13 protein-coding genes are annotated in these 18,903 nt (G+C 67.4%); 7 read left to right on the top strand and 6 right to left on the bottom strand.

Annotation, left to right across the window (positions count from 1 at the left end; translation table 11 throughout):
- Nucleotides 1-102: 102 nt before the first annotated feature.
- The 3 genes from HDC35_RS12255 to hflK all read right to left on the bottom strand — a co-directional run bounded on the left by HDC35_RS12255 (nt 103) and on the right by hflK (nt 3,741).
- Complete coding sequence (locus HDC35_RS12255; RefSeq protein ID WP_184647130.1) at nt 103-1,596, bottom strand: trypsin-like peptidase domain-containing protein; 1,494 nt, start codon at nt 1,594-1,596, stop codon at nt 103-105.
- Between the two features lie 136 nt (nt 1,597-1,732).
- Nucleotides 1,733-2,584 carry a protease modulator HflC gene (hflC, locus tag HDC35_RS12250; protein ID WP_184647404.1) on the bottom strand — a complete coding sequence of 284 codons (852 nt, stop codon included), beginning with the start codon at nt 2,582-2,584 and terminating at the stop codon, nt 1,733-1,735.
- Nucleotides 2,584-3,741 carry a protease modulator HflK gene (hflK, locus tag HDC35_RS12245; protein WP_184647128.1) on the bottom strand — a complete coding sequence of 386 codons (1,158 nt, stop codon included), beginning with the start codon at nt 3,739-3,741 and terminating at the stop codon, nt 2,584-2,586. Before hflK ends, hflC begins: the two co-directional genes overlap by 1 nt.
- A 91-nt stretch (nt 3,742-3,832) precedes the next feature.
- Between hflK and HDC35_RS12240 the strand changes: the two genes are divergently transcribed.
- The 7 genes from HDC35_RS12240 (at nt 3,833) to HDC35_RS12210 (ending at nt 11,552) form a co-directional block, all read left to right on the top strand.
- Nucleotides 3,833-4,810 carry an Mrp/NBP35 family ATP-binding protein gene (locus tag HDC35_RS12240; protein ID WP_184647126.1) on the top strand — a complete coding sequence of 326 codons (978 nt, stop codon included), beginning with the start codon at nt 3,833-3,835 and terminating at the stop codon, nt 4,808-4,810.
- Nucleotides 4,810-5,232: a CoA-binding protein gene (locus HDC35_RS12235; RefSeq protein ID WP_184647402.1), complete on the top strand. Its 423-nt coding sequence runs from the start codon at nt 4,810-4,812 to the stop codon at nt 5,230-5,232. The genes HDC35_RS12240 and HDC35_RS12235 overlap by 1 nt, the downstream gene beginning before the upstream one ends.
- Nucleotides 5,233-5,298: 66 nt before the next feature.
- A complete protein-coding gene (locus HDC35_RS12230; protein ID WP_184647124.1) occupies nt 5,299-7,587 on the top strand; it encodes a xanthine dehydrogenase family protein molybdopterin-binding subunit in 2,289 nt (762 codons plus the stop codon).
- Nucleotides 7,584-8,579, top strand: a complete 996-nt coding sequence (gene hemH / locus HDC35_RS12225) for a ferrochelatase (protein ID WP_184647122.1) — start codon at nt 7,584-7,586, stop codon at nt 8,577-8,579. The genes HDC35_RS12230 and hemH overlap by 4 nt, the downstream gene beginning before the upstream one ends.
- A gap of 94 nt (nt 8,580-8,673) precedes the next feature.
- Nucleotides 8,674-10,326, top strand: coding sequence for a DUF1963 domain-containing protein (locus tag HDC35_RS12220; protein WP_184647120.1), 1,653 nt, complete (start codon nt 8,674-8,676; stop codon nt 10,324-10,326).
- 116 nt (nt 10,327-10,442) lie between these two features.
- The gene (phbB, locus tag HDC35_RS12215) at nt 10,443-11,165 is read left to right on the top strand and encodes an acetoacetyl-CoA reductase (RefSeq protein ID WP_184647118.1); all 723 of its coding nucleotides are present in this window, start codon (nt 10,443-10,445) and stop codon (nt 11,163-11,165) included.
- Between the two features lie 138 nt (nt 11,166-11,303).
- A complete protein-coding gene (locus HDC35_RS12210) occupies nt 11,304-11,552 on the top strand; it encodes a ribbon-helix-helix domain-containing protein (RefSeq protein WP_184647116.1) in 249 nt (82 codons plus the stop codon).
- On the opposite strand, the gene HDC35_RS12205 is transcribed toward HDC35_RS12210, so the two are convergent.
- The 3 genes from HDC35_RS12205 to HDC35_RS12195 form a co-directional block, all read right to left on the bottom strand.
- Nucleotides 11,537-12,394 carry a RimK family alpha-L-glutamate ligase gene (locus tag HDC35_RS12205; RefSeq protein ID WP_184647114.1) on the bottom strand — a complete coding sequence of 286 codons (858 nt, stop codon included), beginning with the start codon at nt 12,392-12,394 and terminating at the stop codon, nt 11,537-11,539. The genes HDC35_RS12210 and HDC35_RS12205 overlap by 16 nt on opposite strands.
- Before the next feature lie 175 nt (nt 12,395-12,569).
- On the bottom strand, nt 12,570-17,288 hold the full coding sequence (locus tag HDC35_RS12200) for an NAD-glutamate dehydrogenase domain-containing protein (RefSeq protein WP_184647112.1): 4,719 nt from the start codon (nt 17,286-17,288) through the stop codon (nt 12,570-12,572).
- 175 nt (nt 17,289-17,463) lie between these two features.
- A complete protein-coding gene (locus HDC35_RS12195; RefSeq protein WP_184647400.1) occupies nt 17,464-18,786 on the bottom strand; it encodes a hypothetical protein in 1,323 nt (440 codons plus the stop codon).
- Nucleotides 18,787-18,903: the final 117 nt, after the last annotated feature.

Raw genomic sequence — 18,903 nt, 5'->3', positions numbered from 1 at the left:
TCCGGGAACATAATATGAACATATAGCGTCTGGCGCAACAAAAAGGGCGCCGGACCCAAAGGTCGCGGCGCCCCTTTTCGTCGGGCCGGCCGGACGCCGAACCTATTTGATGCGGATCGCGATGAAGGCCGAGGGGCCCCCGCGACGCAGGATTTCGAGCAGCACCGCGTCGCGGCCCGCCTTCTTCGCATCGGCGACCACCTTTGCCAGCGCCTCGCTCGACGTCACCGGCGTGCGATTCGCGGTCAGGATCGCGTCGCCGCGGCGCAGGCCCTTGCGGCCGGCATCGCTGTTCCCCGACACGGCGCCGATCACCAGTCCCTTGCTGCTCGCGTCGATCCCGACGGCGCGCGCGATGTCGGGGGTCAGCGGCTGCACCGCCATGCCCAAGCTGTTCTGGATCGTCTCGTCGTGCGCGCCCGACGGATCCTCGGGCATCGTCTGTTCTTCTTCGGGGTCGAAATCCGTGCCCGAGAGTTCGCTTTCGGGCGGGCGCGTGCCGACGACGGCGTTGAGCGTCATCGTCTTGCCGTCGCGCACGACCTCGAGCGGGATGCGCGTACCCGGTTTGGTGTTGGCGACGATGTAGGACAGCGTCTGCTGCGGCGTCACATCCTTGCCGTTGACCTTGAGCACGACGTCGCCGCGCTTCAGCCCGGCCTTTTCGCCGGCCTGGCCCGGTTCGACGCGCTGGACGAATTCGCCGCGATCCTTGGGCAGGCCGAGCGCCGAGGCAAAGTCCTCGGTCACCGGCGCGATGCCGATACCCAGATAGCCGCGCTGCGGCGCTTCGCCGGCGCGCAGCGCTTCGATCACGGGGATCGCGGCGTCGGCGGGAATCGCGAAATTGACGCCGATGTTGGCGCCGACGGGCGAAATCAGCATGTTGTTGATGCCGACGACATTGCCCTGCAGGTCGAACAGCGGGCCGCCCGAATTGCCGCGGTTGATGGCGGTGTCGGTCTGGATATAGCGGTCATAGGCGCCGCCCTGGCCGATATTGCGCTGGACTGCCGAGATGATGCCTGCGGTCACCGTCGAGCCGAGCCCGAGCGGGTTGCCGATCGCGACCACCCAGTCGCCGACGCGCGCCGGGCTGCCGTCGGCGAATTTGACGAAGGGCATGCCGGTCGCGTCGATCTTGAGCAGCGCGAGGTCCGACGCGACGTCGCGGCCGACGATCTTTGCCTTATATTCGCGCTGGTTGGTGAGCGTGACGGTGACTTCGTTCACTGCCTCGCCGCGCGGACCGCCGGAAATGACGTGATTGTTGGTGACGATATAGCCGTCGGCCGAGATCAGGAAGCCCGAGCCGCCGCCCTGCTGTTCCTGCGTGATCGGCTCGCGCGTCCCGGCAAAGGGATTGAGCCGGACGCCGAGCGTCACTTCCTGCTTGGTCGAGATGTTGACCACCGCGGGCTGCAGCTGTTCGACAAGGTCGGCGAAGCTTTCGGGGGCGCCGGCGCGCGGCACGGCGCGTGCCATCTCGCTCTTTTCGTTCTGCGCGACCTGCGCGCCGACGGGAGACTGGGTGACCAGCGCCAGCGCGGTGCCACCCGCCAGCAAGGCCGAAGTGATGCCATATACATAACGCACGATCGGTAATCCTCTTCGTTCTTCCAAAAACTCGATAACCCCGGCTGCGGCGGTCTGCGGCGGGCTGGCTGAACGGCGATTGAACATGAACGGGCCTTGAAGGTTCCGTTCATCGCGCCGTCCGCCGGCCCGATCGTCAATTTCCGCGGAAACGCCTCAGATATTCATTATCCGCCGACATGATGATCGACGTCCCGCCCTGGTTGTTTTCGCCGAGGAAGGTCTGCCGATAGCTTTGCATCGCACGGTAGAAATCATAGAATTCGGGGTCCTTGCCGAAGCTGGCGGCATAGATGCGCGCCGCTTCGCCGTCGGCGTTGCCGCGGATGATCTGTGCTTCCTTTTGCCCTTCGGCGCGGATCGAGATCGCTTCCTGCTGCCGCGCGGAGCGCATGCGGTTATAGGCCGCGATCAGCGTCGCGCCTTCGGGCAGGTCGGCGCGCTTGATCCTGACGTCGATGATCTCGGCGCCATATTTGTTCGCCTCGCGGTTCAGTGCGACCTGGATATTGTCCATCACCGCGCCGCGTTCGGGCGACAGCAGGGTCGCAAAGGTCCGCTTGCCCAGTTCGTTGCGCAACGACGAGCCGAGGATCGTCGCGAGCTGTGCCTGCAGCTTATCCTCGGTGCGGATCGCGGTGTACATGCGCACCGGGTTGGTGATGCGGAAGCGCGCGAAGGCATCGACCTGCAGCCGCTGCTGATCGGTCGAGAGCACCTGCTGGCGCTCCATGTTGATGCCGAGGATGCGCTTGTCGATATACTGGATACCATCGGTGAAGGGCACGCGCAGGACAAGGCCGGCGCCCGAGCGGCCAAAATCCTCGTTCGCCTTGTACCGGTTCACGGTGCGCTCGATTTCGCCGAAGCGCAGGATCAGCGCCTGCTTGTCTTCGGGCACGATCGCGAGCGACTGCGACAGGATGACGAGGATGGCGACGGCCGCGACGAGCAGGCGCACCGGATTGCGGAAGAACGAACCGAACATCATTCGCCTCCCTTCTGGACGGCTTCGGGTGCCTTGACCCGTTTCTGCACCTCGTTCAGCGGCAGATAGGGGGTCACCCCGCGCGCCTCGACAATCGTCTTGTCGACGTTCGACAACACCGTCTCCATCGTCTCGTAATAAAGGCGCTGGCGGGTTACGCCCGGCGCCAGCTTATATTGCTCGTAAATCTTGTCGAACGCCGCCGTATCGCCGCGCGCGCGTTCGAGCACCTGCTGCTGATAGGCGCGGGCAAGGTTGATCGCCGATTCGCGTTCCTGCCGCGCCGCGGTGACTTCCTTGAACGCCTCGTCGACCTGACTCGGCGGGTCGACCTGACGGATTGCAATGCCCTGGATCATCACGCCGGCGCGATACTGGTTGAGCAGTTCCTGCATACGCTGCTGGACCTGCGTTTCGATCTCGACACGGCCGGGACCGATCGCCTGGACAAGGTCGAAATTCGCGACCGTGGCGCGCATGGCGCTTTCGGCGACTTCGCGGATCGTGCCTTGGGGATCGGCGAGCTGGAAGACGAATAGTTCGGGGTCGCGCACCGACCAGCGAACCTCATAAGCGAGATCGACGATGCTCTGGTCGCGCGTCAGCACGAAATTCTCGTCGGTCGCATTGGGCGAACCGATCGCCATCGTACGGATCGCGCGGACGTCCTCCATCCGCACGCGCTCGATCGGCGCGGGCCAGGTCATTTTCACCCCCGGCCCGACGGTGCGCGAATAGCTGCCGAGCCGCGTTACCACGCCCTCTTTTTCGGGGGGGACGATGTGAAAGGAGGAGAAGACCACCCAGGCGACCACCACCGCGAGAACGGCCCATTTCCAGAATTTCGCCGAATCGCCGAGATTGAACTGGCCGCCGCCGCCCGATCCGCCGCCGCCGAAGCCGCCGCGGCCCTTGCGCAGCAATTCGTCGAGCGCCGACGGGCCACGCGGCTTCTGTCCGCGCCGCTGATCGACCGGATCGGGAGTCACCCACGGGTTGCGCGGGCCGGGGCGTTTGCCATCGCCCTTGCCGTCGTCGTCGCCCTTGCCGGGTCCGCTGCCCCACGGACTGTTCGCCATCTGGCTGATCTGATGTAAAAATCGCCGCAATCCCCCCGGACCGCGGCCGGCCATGCTGCCTTCATTGTCATTGCTCATCCTGCTTTTATAGGGGGCGCGGGCGCGATTAACAGGGGGGACGCACGAAAATGGCTGGCAATCGCCTTCGGCATGCCTATCTGGCCCGGACATGATCGATACCGCACCCCTCGCCAGCATCGCGGGCGAACTCGCCGAAGGCCGCACGTCGGGCCTGCGCTTTCTCGACGACAAGGGAACGCTTGCGATCGTGCTCGACGTCACGGGCCTCGCGACCGATGCCCGCAAACCGCTCGAGGACAAGCTGCGCGCCGGCCTGCTGGAACAAGCGGGCGTGACCGAGGTCCGCATCGCGATGACCGCCGAAAAGAAGGCGATGACGATCATCGCGGTCGGCAGCGGCAAGGGTGGGGTAGGCAAATCGACGCTGGCCGCCAACCTCGCGGTCGCGCTGCGCCGGCGCGGCGTCAAGGTCGGGCTGGTCGACGCCGACATCTATGGTCCCTCGCAGCCGCGCCTGATGGACAGCGAAAATGTAAAGCCCGAGGCGCGCGGGTCGAAGCTCGCCCCCGTCCAGAGCGCCTATGGCGTGCCGATGCTGTCGACCGGGCAGATCGCCCAGCCCGGGCAGGCGATCGCGTGGCGCGGTCCGATGGCGGGGCGCGCGCTCGAACAGCTCGTCGATGCGAGCTGGGGCGATATCGACACGCTGGTCGTCGACCTGCCCCCCGGCACCGGCGACGTCCAGCTGACGATGATCCAGAAGCACAAGCCCGCGGGCGCGGTGATCGTGTCGACGCCGCAGGACCTCGCGCTGATGGATGCGACGCGCGCGATCAGCCTGTTCCAGCAGGCCGAGGTGCCGATCATCGGGCTGGTCGAGAATATGGCAGGTTACGCCTGCCCGCATTGCGGCGAGGTCAGCGATCCGTTCGGCAGCGGCGGCGCAGAGGCGGCGGCGGAGACGATGGGGCTCGACTTCCTCGGCCGCGTGCCGCTGTCGATGGGGATCCGTCTCGCGAGCGACGGCGGCGTTCCGCCCGCGGCCGGAACCGATCCAACCGGTGAACCATTTCACGCGATAGCGGCAAAGGTCGCCGAATGGCTGGATGCACGAAAGGGCAAATGATGGCGATCAACGACGAAGGCGAGATCCGTGAGCTTCTGGGCCAGCCGCGCCGTATAGCGGTGGTCGGCGCCTCGCCCAACCCGGCGCGCCCGTCGAACGGCGTGCTCGCCTTCCTCGTCGCGCAGGGCCACGACGTGATCGCGGTCAATCCCGGCCACGCGGGCAAGACGATTCACGGCGCGCCCGTCGTCGCGACGCTGGCCGATGTCGAGCCGCCCGCCGAGATCGTCGACATCTTTCGCAACAGCGCGGACGCGGGCGCCGCGGTCGACGAAGCTATCGTGCACGGCGCCAAGGCGGTGTGGATGCAGATGGGCGTCATCGACGACGCCGCCGCGAAGCGCGCCGAGGCCGCGGGGCTGACCGTCGTGATGGATCGCTGCCCCAAGGTCGAAATCCCCCGCCTCGGTTTGCTGCGATAACGGGCCGCGCGCGGCGCCATCGAAAGCCTTTGCCTCGCCGACTCGCGCCGACTATCAGCAGCGGGCATGGTGGGCATTCGCGACACGGTTGGAAAAAAGACATCGCGCGTGCCGCAGGTCAACCGCCGTTCGTTGCTGGTCGGCGCGACCGCGGCGGGTGGTCTCGCGATCGCGTGGAGCCTGTGGCCGCGCGACTATCGGCCCAATCTGACCGCCGCGCCCGACGAACATGTCTTCAACGCCTTCCTGAAGATTGGCGACGACGGGCATATCGGCGCGATCGTGCCGCAGTGCGAAATGGGACAGGGCGTCACGACGCTGTTGCCGCAGATCATGGCCGACGAGTTGGGTGCCGACTGGCGGACGATCGCGGTCGAGACCGCGCCGATCAACCCGCTCTATACCAATACGCTGCTGGTCGACGAGGATAGCGCCGTCTTTACGCCGCGATCGGGGGTGCCCGATTTCGTGTCCGACGTGCGCAGCTGGGCGCGGCGCGAATGGGCGGTGCGCCACGCGGTGATGCTGACCGCCAACAGTTCGTCGGTCCGGATGTTCGAGGGGCCCTGCCGCGCCGCGGCGGCGCAGGCGCGCGCGTTGTTGATGATGGCGGCAGCCCGGCGTTGGGACACCGACTGGGAGGAATGCGACACGCAGGACGGCTTTGTCGTCTTCGGCCAGAAAAAACTGCGCTTCGGGGAGGTCGCGGCGGTTGCCGCCACGCTCGAACCGCCTGCCGAGCCGGTCTATCGCGCCAGCAGCGCCGATCCGCTCTATGGCAAGGACCTGACGCGGCTCGATCTGCCGGCAAAGATCGACGGGTCGGCCAATTATGCCGGCGACATTCGCTTGCCCGACATGGTGTTCGCCGCGATCCGTCAGGGCCCGGTCGGCGCGACGCGGCTGAAAGGCATCGACCGCAAATTGGGGATGGCGTCGCCCGGCCTGCTCCATGTCGTCACCCACGAACGCTGGGTCGCGACGGTCGCGCGCAACTGGTGGGCGGCGAACCGCGCGCTCGACCGCTTCGCCCCGGTTTTCGAAACCGAGGGCACGCCGGTTTCGACCGAAGGCATCGACAAGGCATTGAAAGCCGCACTGAAGGGCGATGGATACCGGATATCGGCCACCGGCGACGTCGCCGAGGCGATGACCGGGCGGACGAAAATCGCCGCCGAATATGCGGTCGCCCCCGCGCTGCACGCGCCCATCGAAACGCGCACCGCGACCGCGGCACCCGACGGGGAGCGGCTGCGCATCTGGGTCGCGACGCAGGCGCCGGCGCAGTGCCGCGACGCGGTCGCCGCCGCCACCGGCCTGGCGCCGGCCAATGTCGTCCTGTTCCCGATGATGGCGGGGGGATCGTTCGATGCGTGCCTAGACCACAGCGTCGCGGTGCAGGCGGCGATCGTCGCGCTCCAGATCAAGCGCCCCGTCCAGCTCGCCTGGTCGCGTGCCGAGGAAATCATGCGGCTGCCGCCGCGCGCACCCGCGCGCGCAAAGCTGACCGCGACGCTCAACGCCGCGGGCGGAATCGACGCGCTGGTCACGCGCATCGCGGTGCCCGCGACCAGTCACGAGGTCCGCGACCGCCTGTTCGACAATGCGCCCGCCGACGTCGCCCAGCGCGCCGCCGCGGGACGCCCCGACGCCGTTGCGGTCGAGGGCGCGGCGAGCAGCTATGCGATCCGCCATGCGGCGGTCGATCACTGCCCCGCCGACATCGGCCTGCCAACCGGACGCTGGCGGGGCAATGCCGACAGCTACACCGCCTTTTTCACCGAATGTTTCGTCGACGAAATGGCGGCGCGCGCGGGCACCGACGCGCTGTCCTATCGCATGGCGATGCTCGGGGAGGCGCCGCTGCTCGCCCGCTGCCTGCTCACCGCGACCAGCCTCGGCGGCTGGGAAGGCGGGCTGCCGGGCACCGCCCAGGGGCTCGCCTGCCATTCGATGCGCGGCAGTCATATCGCATTGATGGCGACCGCACGGCAGAGCGAGCGCGGATTGCAGGTCGAACAGCTTGTCGCGGTCGTCGACGCGGGGCGGCTCGTCAATCCCGCGATCGCGCACCAGCAGGTCGAAGGCGGGCTGATCTTCGGCCTCGCCGCGGCGGTCGGGGCAACCACCGATTATGCGGGCGGCGTCGCGACCGCGCGCAAGCTCGGTCAACTCGGCCTGCCGCGCCTGTCGCAGACGCCGCAAATATTGGTCGAGTTCATCGACAGCGACCGCGAGCCCGGCGGGCTCGGCGAAATCGGCGTGCCGGTCGTCGCGCCCGCCCTTGCCAATGCGATGTTCGCCGCCACCGGACGGCGCATCCGGCGCATTCCGCTGTCGGGGCATCCGTCATGACCCTCCCTTCCGGTCATCTGCCCGTCGCGGCGCCACGTATCGGCGTGCTGCTCGTCAACCTCGGCACTCCCGATGCGCCCGACGCTACCTCGGTTCGGCGCTACCTTGCCGAATTCCTGTCCGACCGCCGGGTCGTCGAAATTCCCCAATTGCTGTGGCAGCCGATCCTGCGCGGGATCATCCTGACCACGCGGCCGAAAAAATCGGCCCATGCCTATGCGCAGGTGTGGACCGACAAGGGATCGCCGCTCGCCGCCATCACGCAGGCGCAAGCCGAGGCGCTGCAGGCGGCGTTGGGCGAAACGGTGCAGCTGGCGCATGCGATGCGTTATGGAAAGCCCGCGATCGGCCCCGCCCTCGATAGGCTGATGGCCGAGGGATGCCGCCGCATCCTCGTCGCACCGCTCTATCCGCAATATTGCGCGGCGACGACCGCGACGGTCGTCGATGCGGTGGGCGCGCATCTCGAGACGCTTCGCTGGCAACCCGCGCTGCGCTTCCTCCCCCCCTATCACGACGATTCAGCCTATCTGGAAGCGCTGAAAGCATCGGTGGAAACAGGTCTGGAAGCGCTCGACTTCACGCCCGACGTGCTGCTCGCGAGCTTTCACGGCATGCCCGAGCGCACGCTGCACCTGGGCGATCCCTATCATTGCCAGTGCCGGAAGACCGCGCGCCTGCTGTCGGAAAGGCTCGGCCGCCCGGTCGAGGTCGCCTTCCAGTCGCGCTTCGGCCGCGCCAAATGGCTCGAACCCGCGACCGACAAGGTGCTCGAGCGGCTGGGCAACGACGGCAAGAGCGTCGCGATCTTCGCCCCGGGATTTTCGGCGGATTGCCTCGAAACGCTCGAAGAGCTGGCGATTCGCGGCAAGGAGCAGTTCGAGGCGGCGGGCGGGCGGCGATTCGCCTATATTCCGTGCCTCAACGCGGACGGTCCCGGCATGGCGATGCTCGAGGCGCTCGTCCGGCGCGAAACCGCGGGCTGGCTCTGACCGCCGCCGCTTACCAACTGTTTAGGTCCATGCGCTAAATTGATCCGATGTGGCGCCGAAAAGGTGTGGCGCCGCGCGATTCCGGAGGTACGTCATGAACCAGCTTCAATCGGCAGCGCTGATGCTCGCCGGCGCCGCGCTGGTCTTCGCGGCGATCCTCTTCGCGATCTGGTGGACGCGGCGTCCGCGCACCGCCCCCGCCGCGCCGCGAGTCCCACCCCCGCCGCGCGCGCCCGGTGAAAGCCGGCTGCCGAAATTGGCGCGCACCGCGAAACCCGCATATGAGGACGTCGAAATCGCGCCCGAACGGCTCGCGCGGATCCGCCGCAAGACCGTGCCGTCGCTGCTGGACGAGGACGCCCCCCGCTCCGACCCGGAACCGGTCGCCGATATCGAGCCCGAAACCATCGATGCGGCGCTGGATTCCGCGGCGGCGCAGGTCGAGGAGGAAGCGCAGCGCGCGTTTGACCCGGTCGGTACAAGCCTGTCCAAAGCGCCCGAAATCGAGGAGCCCGTCCGCGAGATGGGCGATCCCGAAGGGAGCGGCGCCGTGGATGCGGCCGCCGGGGCGGTAACGCTCCGCCTCGTCCCCCAGATCCCGCCGCGAGACGCCATCCTGACGACGAGCTGGCTGGGCGGCCGCCCGCGCCTCCCCCGGGGCATGGAATGGCCGGTGATCGCTGGCGAGTCCGCCATTTTCCTGGCGCAGGTCGACTGCACCGAATTGCCGCGGGATCTGTGGCAGGGGAGCGGTCCACGCGACGGCTCGCTCGCCTTTTTCATTCACCCGCGCAGCACCGACATGCGCGTGTTCCACCTCCGCGATACCGATGTCGCGCTGGCGCCGTCGGTGCCGCTCGACGAAAGCGCCGGCTGGTTCGGGCCCTATCCCGCCGATCGGAGCCCGGACGAGCTTGCCTGTTTTGCGGTGCGCGCCTTCCCCGAATGGCCGATCAACCTTGTCGCGGTTCGTCCCGGCGACGCCGACCCGCGCGATGCCGATACGACGGATGCAGCCGGCGATGGGCTGTTCGAGCGCGGCTATGACATTGCCGATCCGGCGTTTCATCCATTCGACTGGGGCAGCATGACCGCCATGGTCGCGCTGCTCGAAATGCGGCTCGACCGGCTCGAAACCGGCGCCGCGCCCGTCGCCGGCGAAGAAGGCGCGATAGCGGAAGCGGAGCATCGCGCGGCGATCAACCGCGAGGCACGGGCCCGCGCCGAAGAGATTATTGCGATTGTCCACGACAGCGCCGCACGCGATGCCTTCGCGCCCGGCGACGCGACCGCTGTGATGTCCGCGCTCCATGCGATCCGTTGGGCCAAGGCGGCGCATTCGGTCGATCCCGAAACCGGCGCCGCGCGGGTCGAAACGATCACCCTGCCGCTGACCACGCACCGGCCCGATGCCGACTTGTGGGTCCATGATTATCGGGCGATCCTGTTCGACCGCGCCAAACATGCCTGGTGCACCAACCCGAACAGCCTGTCGGCGCCCGCCCGCGCTTTCTTCGAACCGCGCTGGCGCGACCTCGCCGCACGCGAGATGGCGTCGATGGGCGGAGCCCCTTCGCTCACCGCAGACGGCCATGAGGCCGGCCACGACGCCGTGCTGATCGACCTGCCGACGAGCCGGCTGATGAGCCGCCGTTTCGGGACCGGTGGCCATCTGGTGGTGACGATCGACCGGGCCGCGCTGGCGGCCGGCGATTTTTCGGCACCGCGCGCCGCGGTGATCGATTGACGCCGCCCGACGCCACCGTCGCCTGAATAGCTTTGCGATTGACGTTCCGGTCAACTTGCAGCCGCTCGCCGCGCGGCCTAATCAAAATCCGATAACTCTGTGGGAGAGCTTGATTTATGGCACGCGTAGCAATCGTCACCGGGGGCAGCCGCGGTATCGGCGAAGCGATTTCGTTGAAACTGAAAGAACAGGGCGTCACCGTCGTCGCCAATTATGCCGGCAATGAGGAAAAGGCGCGCGCGTTCACCGAGCGCACGGGCATCGCCGCGCGCAAGTGGGACGTCGGCGACCATCAGGCGTGCCTCGACAATTGCGCTGCTATCGCCGACGAGTTCGGCGCCATCGACATCGTCGTCAACAACGCCGGCATCACGCGCGACGGCACGCTCGCGCGCATGAGCTACGACGATTGGGACGATGTGATGCGCGTCAACCTCGGCGGCTGCTTCAACATGGCCAAGGCGACCTTTGGCGGGATGGTCGAGCGCGGCTGGGGCCGCATCGTCAACATCGGCTCGATCAACGGACAGGCGGGGCAGTACGGCCAAGTCAATTACGCCGCCGCCAAATCGGGCATCCACGGCTTTACCAAAGCGCTGGCGCAGGAAGGCGCCAAAAAGGGCGTCACCGTCAACGCGATTGCGCCGGGCTATATCGACACCGACATGGTCGCCGCGGTGCCGCCGCAGGTGCTGGAAAAGATCGTCGCAAAGATTCCGGTCGGGCGTCTCGGACAAGCCGATGAAATCGCGCGCGGCGTCGCCTTCCTATGCAGCGAGGACGCGGGTTTCGTCACCGGATCGACGATGTCGATCAATGGCGGGCAGCATATGTACTGACGGGCCGAGGGCGCCAGCGGCGGCGTTCGCATCGGCGAACGGCGAGCGGCAACCGGTGGCGAAGCCACGGCCCGACACGGCCGGCGATGGTTGGATCGGCATCTCGACTTCGCTCGATGCGAACGGCTAAGGACAGGCATGGCGGACCGTCCCCTCCACCCACCGGTCAAGCGCTCGGTGACGATCGCCGGCCATCCGACCTCGATCAGCCTCGAACCGATATTCTGGGACGCGCTCGAAGCCGAAGCCGCGCGGCAGGCGCTGCCCGTCAACGCGCTCGTCGCGCGGATCGACGTCGAGCGGATGGAAGCCGACGCCCCGCCGAACCTGACCTCGGCGATCCGGCAATGGCTGTGGCGCAGCCGGTCCGGTCAGATGACGCCGTAAACCGCCGCCCCGAAGGCCGCGCCCTTGTCGGGGGCGTGGTGCAGGAACAGCGATGGTTCGATCAGTTCGAGTTCCATGATATGAAGCCTGCCCGTCGCGTCGCCGACCATATCGACGCGTGCGTAGACCGGCGGCGCGGGGGCGGCAGCCAGCGTGGCCACCGCCAGCGCCTGCGCCGCGTCACTCGCTTCCCATCCCGTCTCGCGCCCGCCAAACTGCTCCTGGACACGAAAATCGCCACTGGCAGGCCGCTTGACGATCGCGTGGCTGAATTTGCCGGCAAAGAAGAACAGCGAAAACTCGCCGTCGGTCAGGATGCCCGGCATCAGCGGCTGGACCAGACGGCGCTGGCCGAGCGCATCGGGGGGGATCGCGTCGTTCGCCGCAATCCGGTGCGTCCCATCGGCGCCGCCCGAGATCGCGGGTTTGACCACCACTTCATCGGCGCCGAGTTTGTTGCGGGCCGTGGCAAGGCTGGCATCGTCCAGCGCCGCGACCTCGACCGTCGGCACCACGGCGACGCCCTTGGCCGCCAGTTCGGTCAGATACGCCTTGTCGCTGTTCCAGCGCAACACGGGGACCGGATTGGCGACCGGCAGGCGGTCCGACTCCAGCCGATCGAGCAGCGCATACCAGGCCGCGACATCGCGTTGATAGCCCCAGGCGAACAGCGGCAGCACGAGGTCATGGCCCGCGAGGTCGCCGGGATCGGTCCACGCGCGCGGCTCGACGATCAGCCCGGCCGCGGTCAGCGCCGCCGCCTTGCGGGCAAAGGCGGGCAGCCACCTTTCTTCATAATCGGGCGCCGGGACGAGGATCGCGACGCGGGGCTGGAACGGCATGACGGGAATCTTCCTAGAGCCGCTGCCCTTTCAGGAGTGGCAGGTAATCCGTCCCCCGGGCAGATGACCTGCCACTGGGTTGGGGTGAGGCCTATCGGCGTAGCGTAAGGTCGATGGCCCTCACCCAGCTGCAAATAGGGTCGCTGCCCTCCCCTGAAGGGGAGGGCGTATTTGGTTACCGCGCCAGCAATCCGCGCGCCTGCCCGGCGATATGCGAGAGCATCGCGCCGTTGGGGTTCGGGATCATCCGCGCGCGGTCGACCGTGCTGCGGAACTGTTCGACGCGCGGTGCATGGTCGGCGAGCCATTTGGTCACCGCGGCGTCGAGGTCGCCCTTCGGCAGCCCGCCAAGGAAGGCCAGCCGCATCTGCTGGAAATCGCGCGCAAGACTGTTGACGAGCAGGCGCTCCCACGGGTCGGCGGGGCTCATATGCGCGGCCAGCGTCTGCGCCCAGTCGAGGCCGAGCGCTTCGCCCAAATGGGAGAAGGCGCGTGTCACCGCGACTTCGTCGTCGCCGCGCCGCTCGGCAAGATCGACGATGCCGATCGCGCCGTCGGTCTTGAACAGCCGGACGACCGCCGAGGTCAGTGTCTCGGGCGCCCCGGCGTCGAGCAATTGCTGCGCAAGCATGTCCCACTGGCGCTTGACCGAGGGGCTGAGCAGCGAGTCGACGCCCGCGGTCAGGCGATCGACGCCCGGCTCGAGCCGCGCCACGACCGGCCCGGCCTGCGACAGCGTCTGGGTGACGCGCAGCAGATCCGCCATCTGCGAGGCCATCGCCGACGCCGCCTGCGCGAAAAGCGACAGGCGAACGCCCTCGTCGATCTTCGCCTCGTCCAGAGCGTCCCAGATCGCCGGCATGTCGAGCAGGCGCTCGACCGCGACGAAGGCCGCGGCAATGTCGCCGAGCGCGCAGCCTTCCTCTTCGACCAGTTCGAAGGGATGGACGATACCCATGCGGTTGATGATGCGGTTCGCGATCTTGGTCGCGATGATCTCGCGGCGCAGCTGGTGGTCGGCGATCGCCTGCGCAAAGTCGCGCTGCATCTCGGCGGGGAAGGCCGCGGCGAGGTCGCTCGCCAGCGCCGGGTCGTCGGGCAGGCCGCTGTGTTCGATCGCGTCCTGCAGCGCGAGCTTCGCGGTCGAGAGCAGCACCGCGAGTTCGGGGCGCGTCAGCCCGCGCCCTTCGCCCGCGCGGCGCAGCAATTCGTCGTTCGCGGCCAGCCCCTCGACCTTGCGGTCGAGCCGGCCCGCACCCTCGAACGTTTCCATGATCCGCACCAGCGACGGCACCGCCGCCGATCCGCCCTTTTCGGCGATCGACAGCGCGAGCGCCTGGAGCCGGTTGTTCTCGAGCACAAGGTCGGCGACATTGTCGGTCATGCGGACGAGCAGCGCGTCGCGGTCGTCCTGGCCGAGCCGCCCTTCGGCCATTTCGCGGTTGAGCGCGATCTTGATATTGACCTCGTTATCCGAACAGTCGACGCCCGCGCTATTGTCGATGAAATCGGTGTTGATCCGCCCGCCGTGCGCCGAGAAGGCAATGCGCGCCGCCTGCGTGACGCCGAGGTTCGCGCCCTCGCCGACCGCCTTGACGCGCAAATCCTCGGCATCGACGCGCAGCGCGTCGTTGGCGGGATCGCCGACCTCGGCATTATTCTGGCTCGCCGCCTTTACATAGGTGCCGATGCCGCCGAACCAGAGCAGGTCGACCGATGCCTTCAGGATCGCCGAGATCAGCGAGCTGGGGTCGATTTCGCTGACCGAGAGGCCGAGCAGCGCCTGCACTTCGGGAGAGAGCGGGATGCTCTTCTGGCTGCGCGGAAAGACTCCGCCGCCCTTCGAGATCAGCTTCTTGTCATAATCGTCCCAGCTCGATCGCGGCAGCGCGAACATCCGTTCGCGTTCCTTCCAGCTTTTCGCGGGATCGGGGTCAGGGTCGAGGAAAATGTGACGGTGATCGAAGGCCGCGCACAATTTGATCGCCTTGCTGAGCAGCATGCCGTTGCCGAACACGTCGCCCGACATGTCACCGCACCCTACGACGCGGATCGTATCGGTCTGCACGTCGATACCCATTTCGGCGAAGTGCCGTTGGACCGAAATCCACGCGCCCTTGGCGGTGATCCCCATCGCCTTATGGTCATAACCTTTCGACCCGCCGCTCGCGAAGGCGTCGCCGAGCCAGAAGTCGCGCTCCATCGCGAGCGCGTTGGCGATGTCGGAGAATGTCGCGGTGCCCTTATCGGCGGCGACGACGAAATAGGGATCGTCGCCGTCGAGGATCGCCACGCCCTTCGGATGCACCACCGTGCCGCCGACCAGATTGTCGGTGATCGACAGCAGCGAGCGGATGAAGATGCGATAGCATTCGGTGCCCTCGGCGAACCATGCATCGCGGTCGAGCGCGGCATCGGGGAGCGCCTTGGGGTAGAAGCCGCCCTTCGCGCCGGTCGGCACGATGACGGCGTTCTTCACGCGCTGCGCTTTCATCAGCCCGAGGATTTCGGTGCGGAAGTCGTCGCGGCGATCGGACCAGCGCAACCCGCCGCGCGCAACCGGACCGGCGCGCAGGTGAATACCCTCGACGCGCGGGGAATAGACCCACACCTCGCGCCAGGGCAGCGGCTTTGGCAGGCCGGGGATCAGGCTCGAATCGATCTTGAAAGCCAGCGCTTCTGCCGCTGCGGGGGCGAAGGCGTTGGTGCGCAAGGTCGCGCTGACCACAGCGTGGAACAGGCGCAGGATGCGGTCCTCGTCGATCGATTTGATGTCGGCGAAATCGGCGAGAATCTCGGCTTCCAGCGCTTCGGCGCGCTTGGCATCGCGCGCCTTGGGGTCGTGCAGCGCGCGGAAGCGCTCGATCAGCGCGGCAGTAAGCGCGGGCGCGTGACGCAGTGCGCTGACTACCGTGTCCATGCCATAGGCCGAACCGCCCTGACGCAGGTAACGAAACCAGGCGCGCAGCCAGACGATCGCGCCCGGGTCGGTCTGGTTGGTGAGCACCAGTTCGTTGAACGCGTCATTTTCGGCGCGGCCGTCCAGAACCGCGGCGATCGCGCCTTCGAGCACCCCGGCGTAGGGAAGCAGCGCAAGTTCGTCGACATTGGCGGGCAGGCGCAGCGTGAAGTCGTGGATCACGATCGGCGGCTCGTCCTCGCCATCGATGCCCGACACGCGCGTCAGGCCGAGCGTCGTCGGAATTTCCTCGAGCACCTGGAAACCAAAATGTTCGAGCGCGGGGACGACGTCGGAGAGCGCGAGCGGACCCGCCGCGCTATACACCTTGAGCCGGAGCCGGTCGTCGCCGTCGAGGCTCTTGCGCGCAAGGCGCACGCTGCGCGGATTGTCCGCGTCGAGATCGCGCAGGCGCAATATGTCGCGCGCCGCTTCTTCCGGGTTATAGAGGTTGCGGTAGTTCGGCGGAAAGGTCGCCGCAAAGCGCGCCGCCAGCGCCGCGGCGCGGCCCGGGTCGCCGCGCTTCGCCAGCGCCGCCTCGACTTCGGGCTGCCAGCCGCGCACCATCTGTTCGAGCTGCGCGTTGAGTGTCTCGGTGTCGGGGACGACGCCGCCGCTGCGCAGGTCGAGCGTGTAACGCAGCAGCGCCGCGCCGCCATCCTCGAGCACCATCGTCCAGCCGATCACCCCCGCTTTCGCTTCGCGAACCAGCATCGCTTCCACCGCGATGCGGCGGCCGGTCGAGACTTCGTCGCGCGGCAGCCAGACGAAGGCGAACAGATGTCGGCCGAGCGCGCTTTGCACCATCACCAGCTTCGGCCGCGGCCGGTCGGTGATCGACATGGAGGTCAGCACCAGCTCTTCGAGCGAGGCGCTGTCGAACGCGATGAGCAGGTCGTGCGGCAGCGCGGTGAGCGCGTGCGCGAGCGCCTTGCCCGCATGACCCGACGGATCGAACCCGAATTTCGCCATCAACGCGTCGAGCTGCGCGCGCAGCACCGGCACCTTGGCGGGCGGCGTCGACAAGGCCTGGCTGGTCCACAAACCGGCATGGATCGACAGGCGCTCGACCTTCTTGCCCTTCAATTCGGGGACGATGACAAGGTCGAGCAACACGCGGCGGTGGACCGCCGACAAACGATTGGACTTGATCAGCAGCGGCGCCGGGCCGCCCCCCGTCTTGTTCTGGGCGTCGAACCAGGCGAAGGCGGCTTCCAGCGCCGCCGGTGACAAAAGCTGGCTGTCGCTGCTCTCGCTGATGCCGAGCCGATCCTGCGCCTTGCCGTCGCGCGTGCGCCATTCATGGCCGAGCTGGGTCATCGACCCGCCTTCGAACCAGCGCAACAGCTCGGCGCCTTCGCCCTCGACGCGCATCGCGGCGTCGGCAAGCATCGCCGCGCGCATCGCTCGCCAGTCGCGGACCGCGGCACGCACGTCGCGCAGCGCCGCCTCGAGCCCGTCGAGCAGGCGCCGGCGCGCGCGCGCGTCGCCGCGCTCGAGTTCCATATAGATCACCGACTCGCGCGCGGGACCTTCGCCCGCTTCCTGCAAATGGCCCTTCGCATCGCGCTTCACCGCGACGACGGGGTGGAGGATGCGGTGGACGACGAGTCCCTGCGCAGCGACCGCCTGCGAGGTCGAATCGACGAGGAAGGGCATGTCGTCGTTGATGATGGCGAGCCGCATCCGGCGGTCGGTGCCGTCGGCGGCGATCGGTTCGAGCAGCAGCGACGGGGTTTCGACGGCGCGGTCGAGCGCGGCACGCGCGGCGAACTGGCTCGCTTCGCTGAGCGCGGCCTTGTCCATATCATCGCCTTCGCCGGGCAGCGCGCTGCCGGCGAGCGCGGCCAGATAGGCAGCGGCGACTTTAGGCGGGATTTTGACGGTGGAGGTCGGCGTGTCCGTTTCCGGCGTGTCGGACGTAGTCTGAGGCATAAAGTGCAGCATCCCGAACCAAAGAGGGGGATCCCAGCCGACGATCGGCGGGGGTCCGTTCGCTGCCGCCCCTATGCGCCTGTGGCGCGCGCGGCTCAAGCCTCGTTCGCCGGGGCGCGTAAAAATATTTCAATTTTGGGATTGTCTGTTGCGTGAACGCTCCCAGCGCGCGGTATCAGCCGCCCGGCGCGATCGGCACCGCCTTTTTGGCCAGTTTGGCGACCAGCGCCGGGTCGTCGGCTGCCTTGGCGACGATCCCGATATGCCCCCCCGGCATCGCGCGCGCGATCAGCATCACGAATTCAGCCTCGCCCGCATCATGCTCCAGGATGACCGCAGGCTGCGCGCGGCGCAGCGCGTCCATCTTGGCGTCGGGGCGATCGGCGACGCCCGCGGGCCTGCGGCGCGCGCGCGCATCCTTGACCACCCCTTTGAGCCCGCCCGGATAGCGATCGAGATAGGCGGCAAGGTCGCCGCGCCCGATGCCTTCCTGCTTGGCGTGCCCCAATACGCAGGCATATTCGGCAAGGCGCGTCTTGTCATAGGTCGCGCCAAAAACAAGTTTCACGATCGGAGTCATCGGCGCGCGTTTCTGCGCCGCCAGCCCGGCGTCGTCGAGCAGGGCAGCAAAAGCATCGGGCTGGTCTTCGGCGGCAAGCGCGAAATCCCACGCCTTGCCGACCGCCTGGTAAAGGGCGCCGCGGCTGCGGCTGTCGGCGGCGATCGCCCGCTCGGCGGTTTCGCGCGCGACCGCCAGCCAGTCGGCCAGTTCGGCATCGTCGCCGGGCTCGGTCGAAGCAATCTCTTCGGCGATGGCGCCGGTATCAACGGCGGCGCCGTCGCCGAGCACGGCGAAGCCGGGGACCGCATCGTCGTCGAGATGCTCCGAATCGGGGCCGTCGGCCCATACGGGCACGGGCGCGGTCAGCGGCGCCGCGGTGCGCAGCGCCTGTTCGACCGACAATTGCAATTCTTCCGCCTGGCCAGCGTCAACCGCTTCCTTCCAGTTGATCACGCCCATGATGAAATCGATCGTGTCGTCGTCCGAGGAAAAGGGCAGCAAGATGCCGCGGTACATGATGGTGACGCCGCGATCGCTTTCGAACTCGGCTTCGAAACCGATCGGCGCGCGGTTGGCGATGATCTGCAGATAGTGGTCGGTCAGGCGCGACAACAGTGAGCGGCCGGGTATCTGGCTGATATAATGGACATCCTCGTCGATTTGCGACTCGGCGCGCAACCGCTCGCCCAGAAAGGCGATACCGGGATTGTCGACGCCTGCCGTGAAATCGAGCAGCACCGAATGCGGGCCGAAATCGGCACTGTCGAGATCGAGGTCCTCGACCGCAGGATAGGCGCGGGCGCCCAGCAGCGACGCCCAATAATTATAGGCGCGTACCTGCATCCGCCGTTCGTCGACGCCCACCGCGGCGGGCGCGTCGATCGCGCCGTCATCCTGGTCATGGCTGCCCGAAAGCAGGCCGCGCATGCTGTCCATCATTCATCCCCAGCCACAAATATCGGTAAATCCTATGCACCAGGACTGGTAAAAGCGGCGTAAACGATGCGCGGGACCACCCCATCTTTCGGCTTCGGCCGCGCCGGGCCGAAGGCC

It is taken from the genome of Sphingopyxis sp. JAI128 (assembly GCF_014207235.1).
Lineage (GTDB): Bacteria > Pseudomonadota > Alphaproteobacteria > Sphingomonadales > Sphingomonadaceae > Sphingopyxis.
Note: the sequence above shows the minus strand (reverse complement) of the source record. Positions and strands in the feature narration are given on the sequence as shown.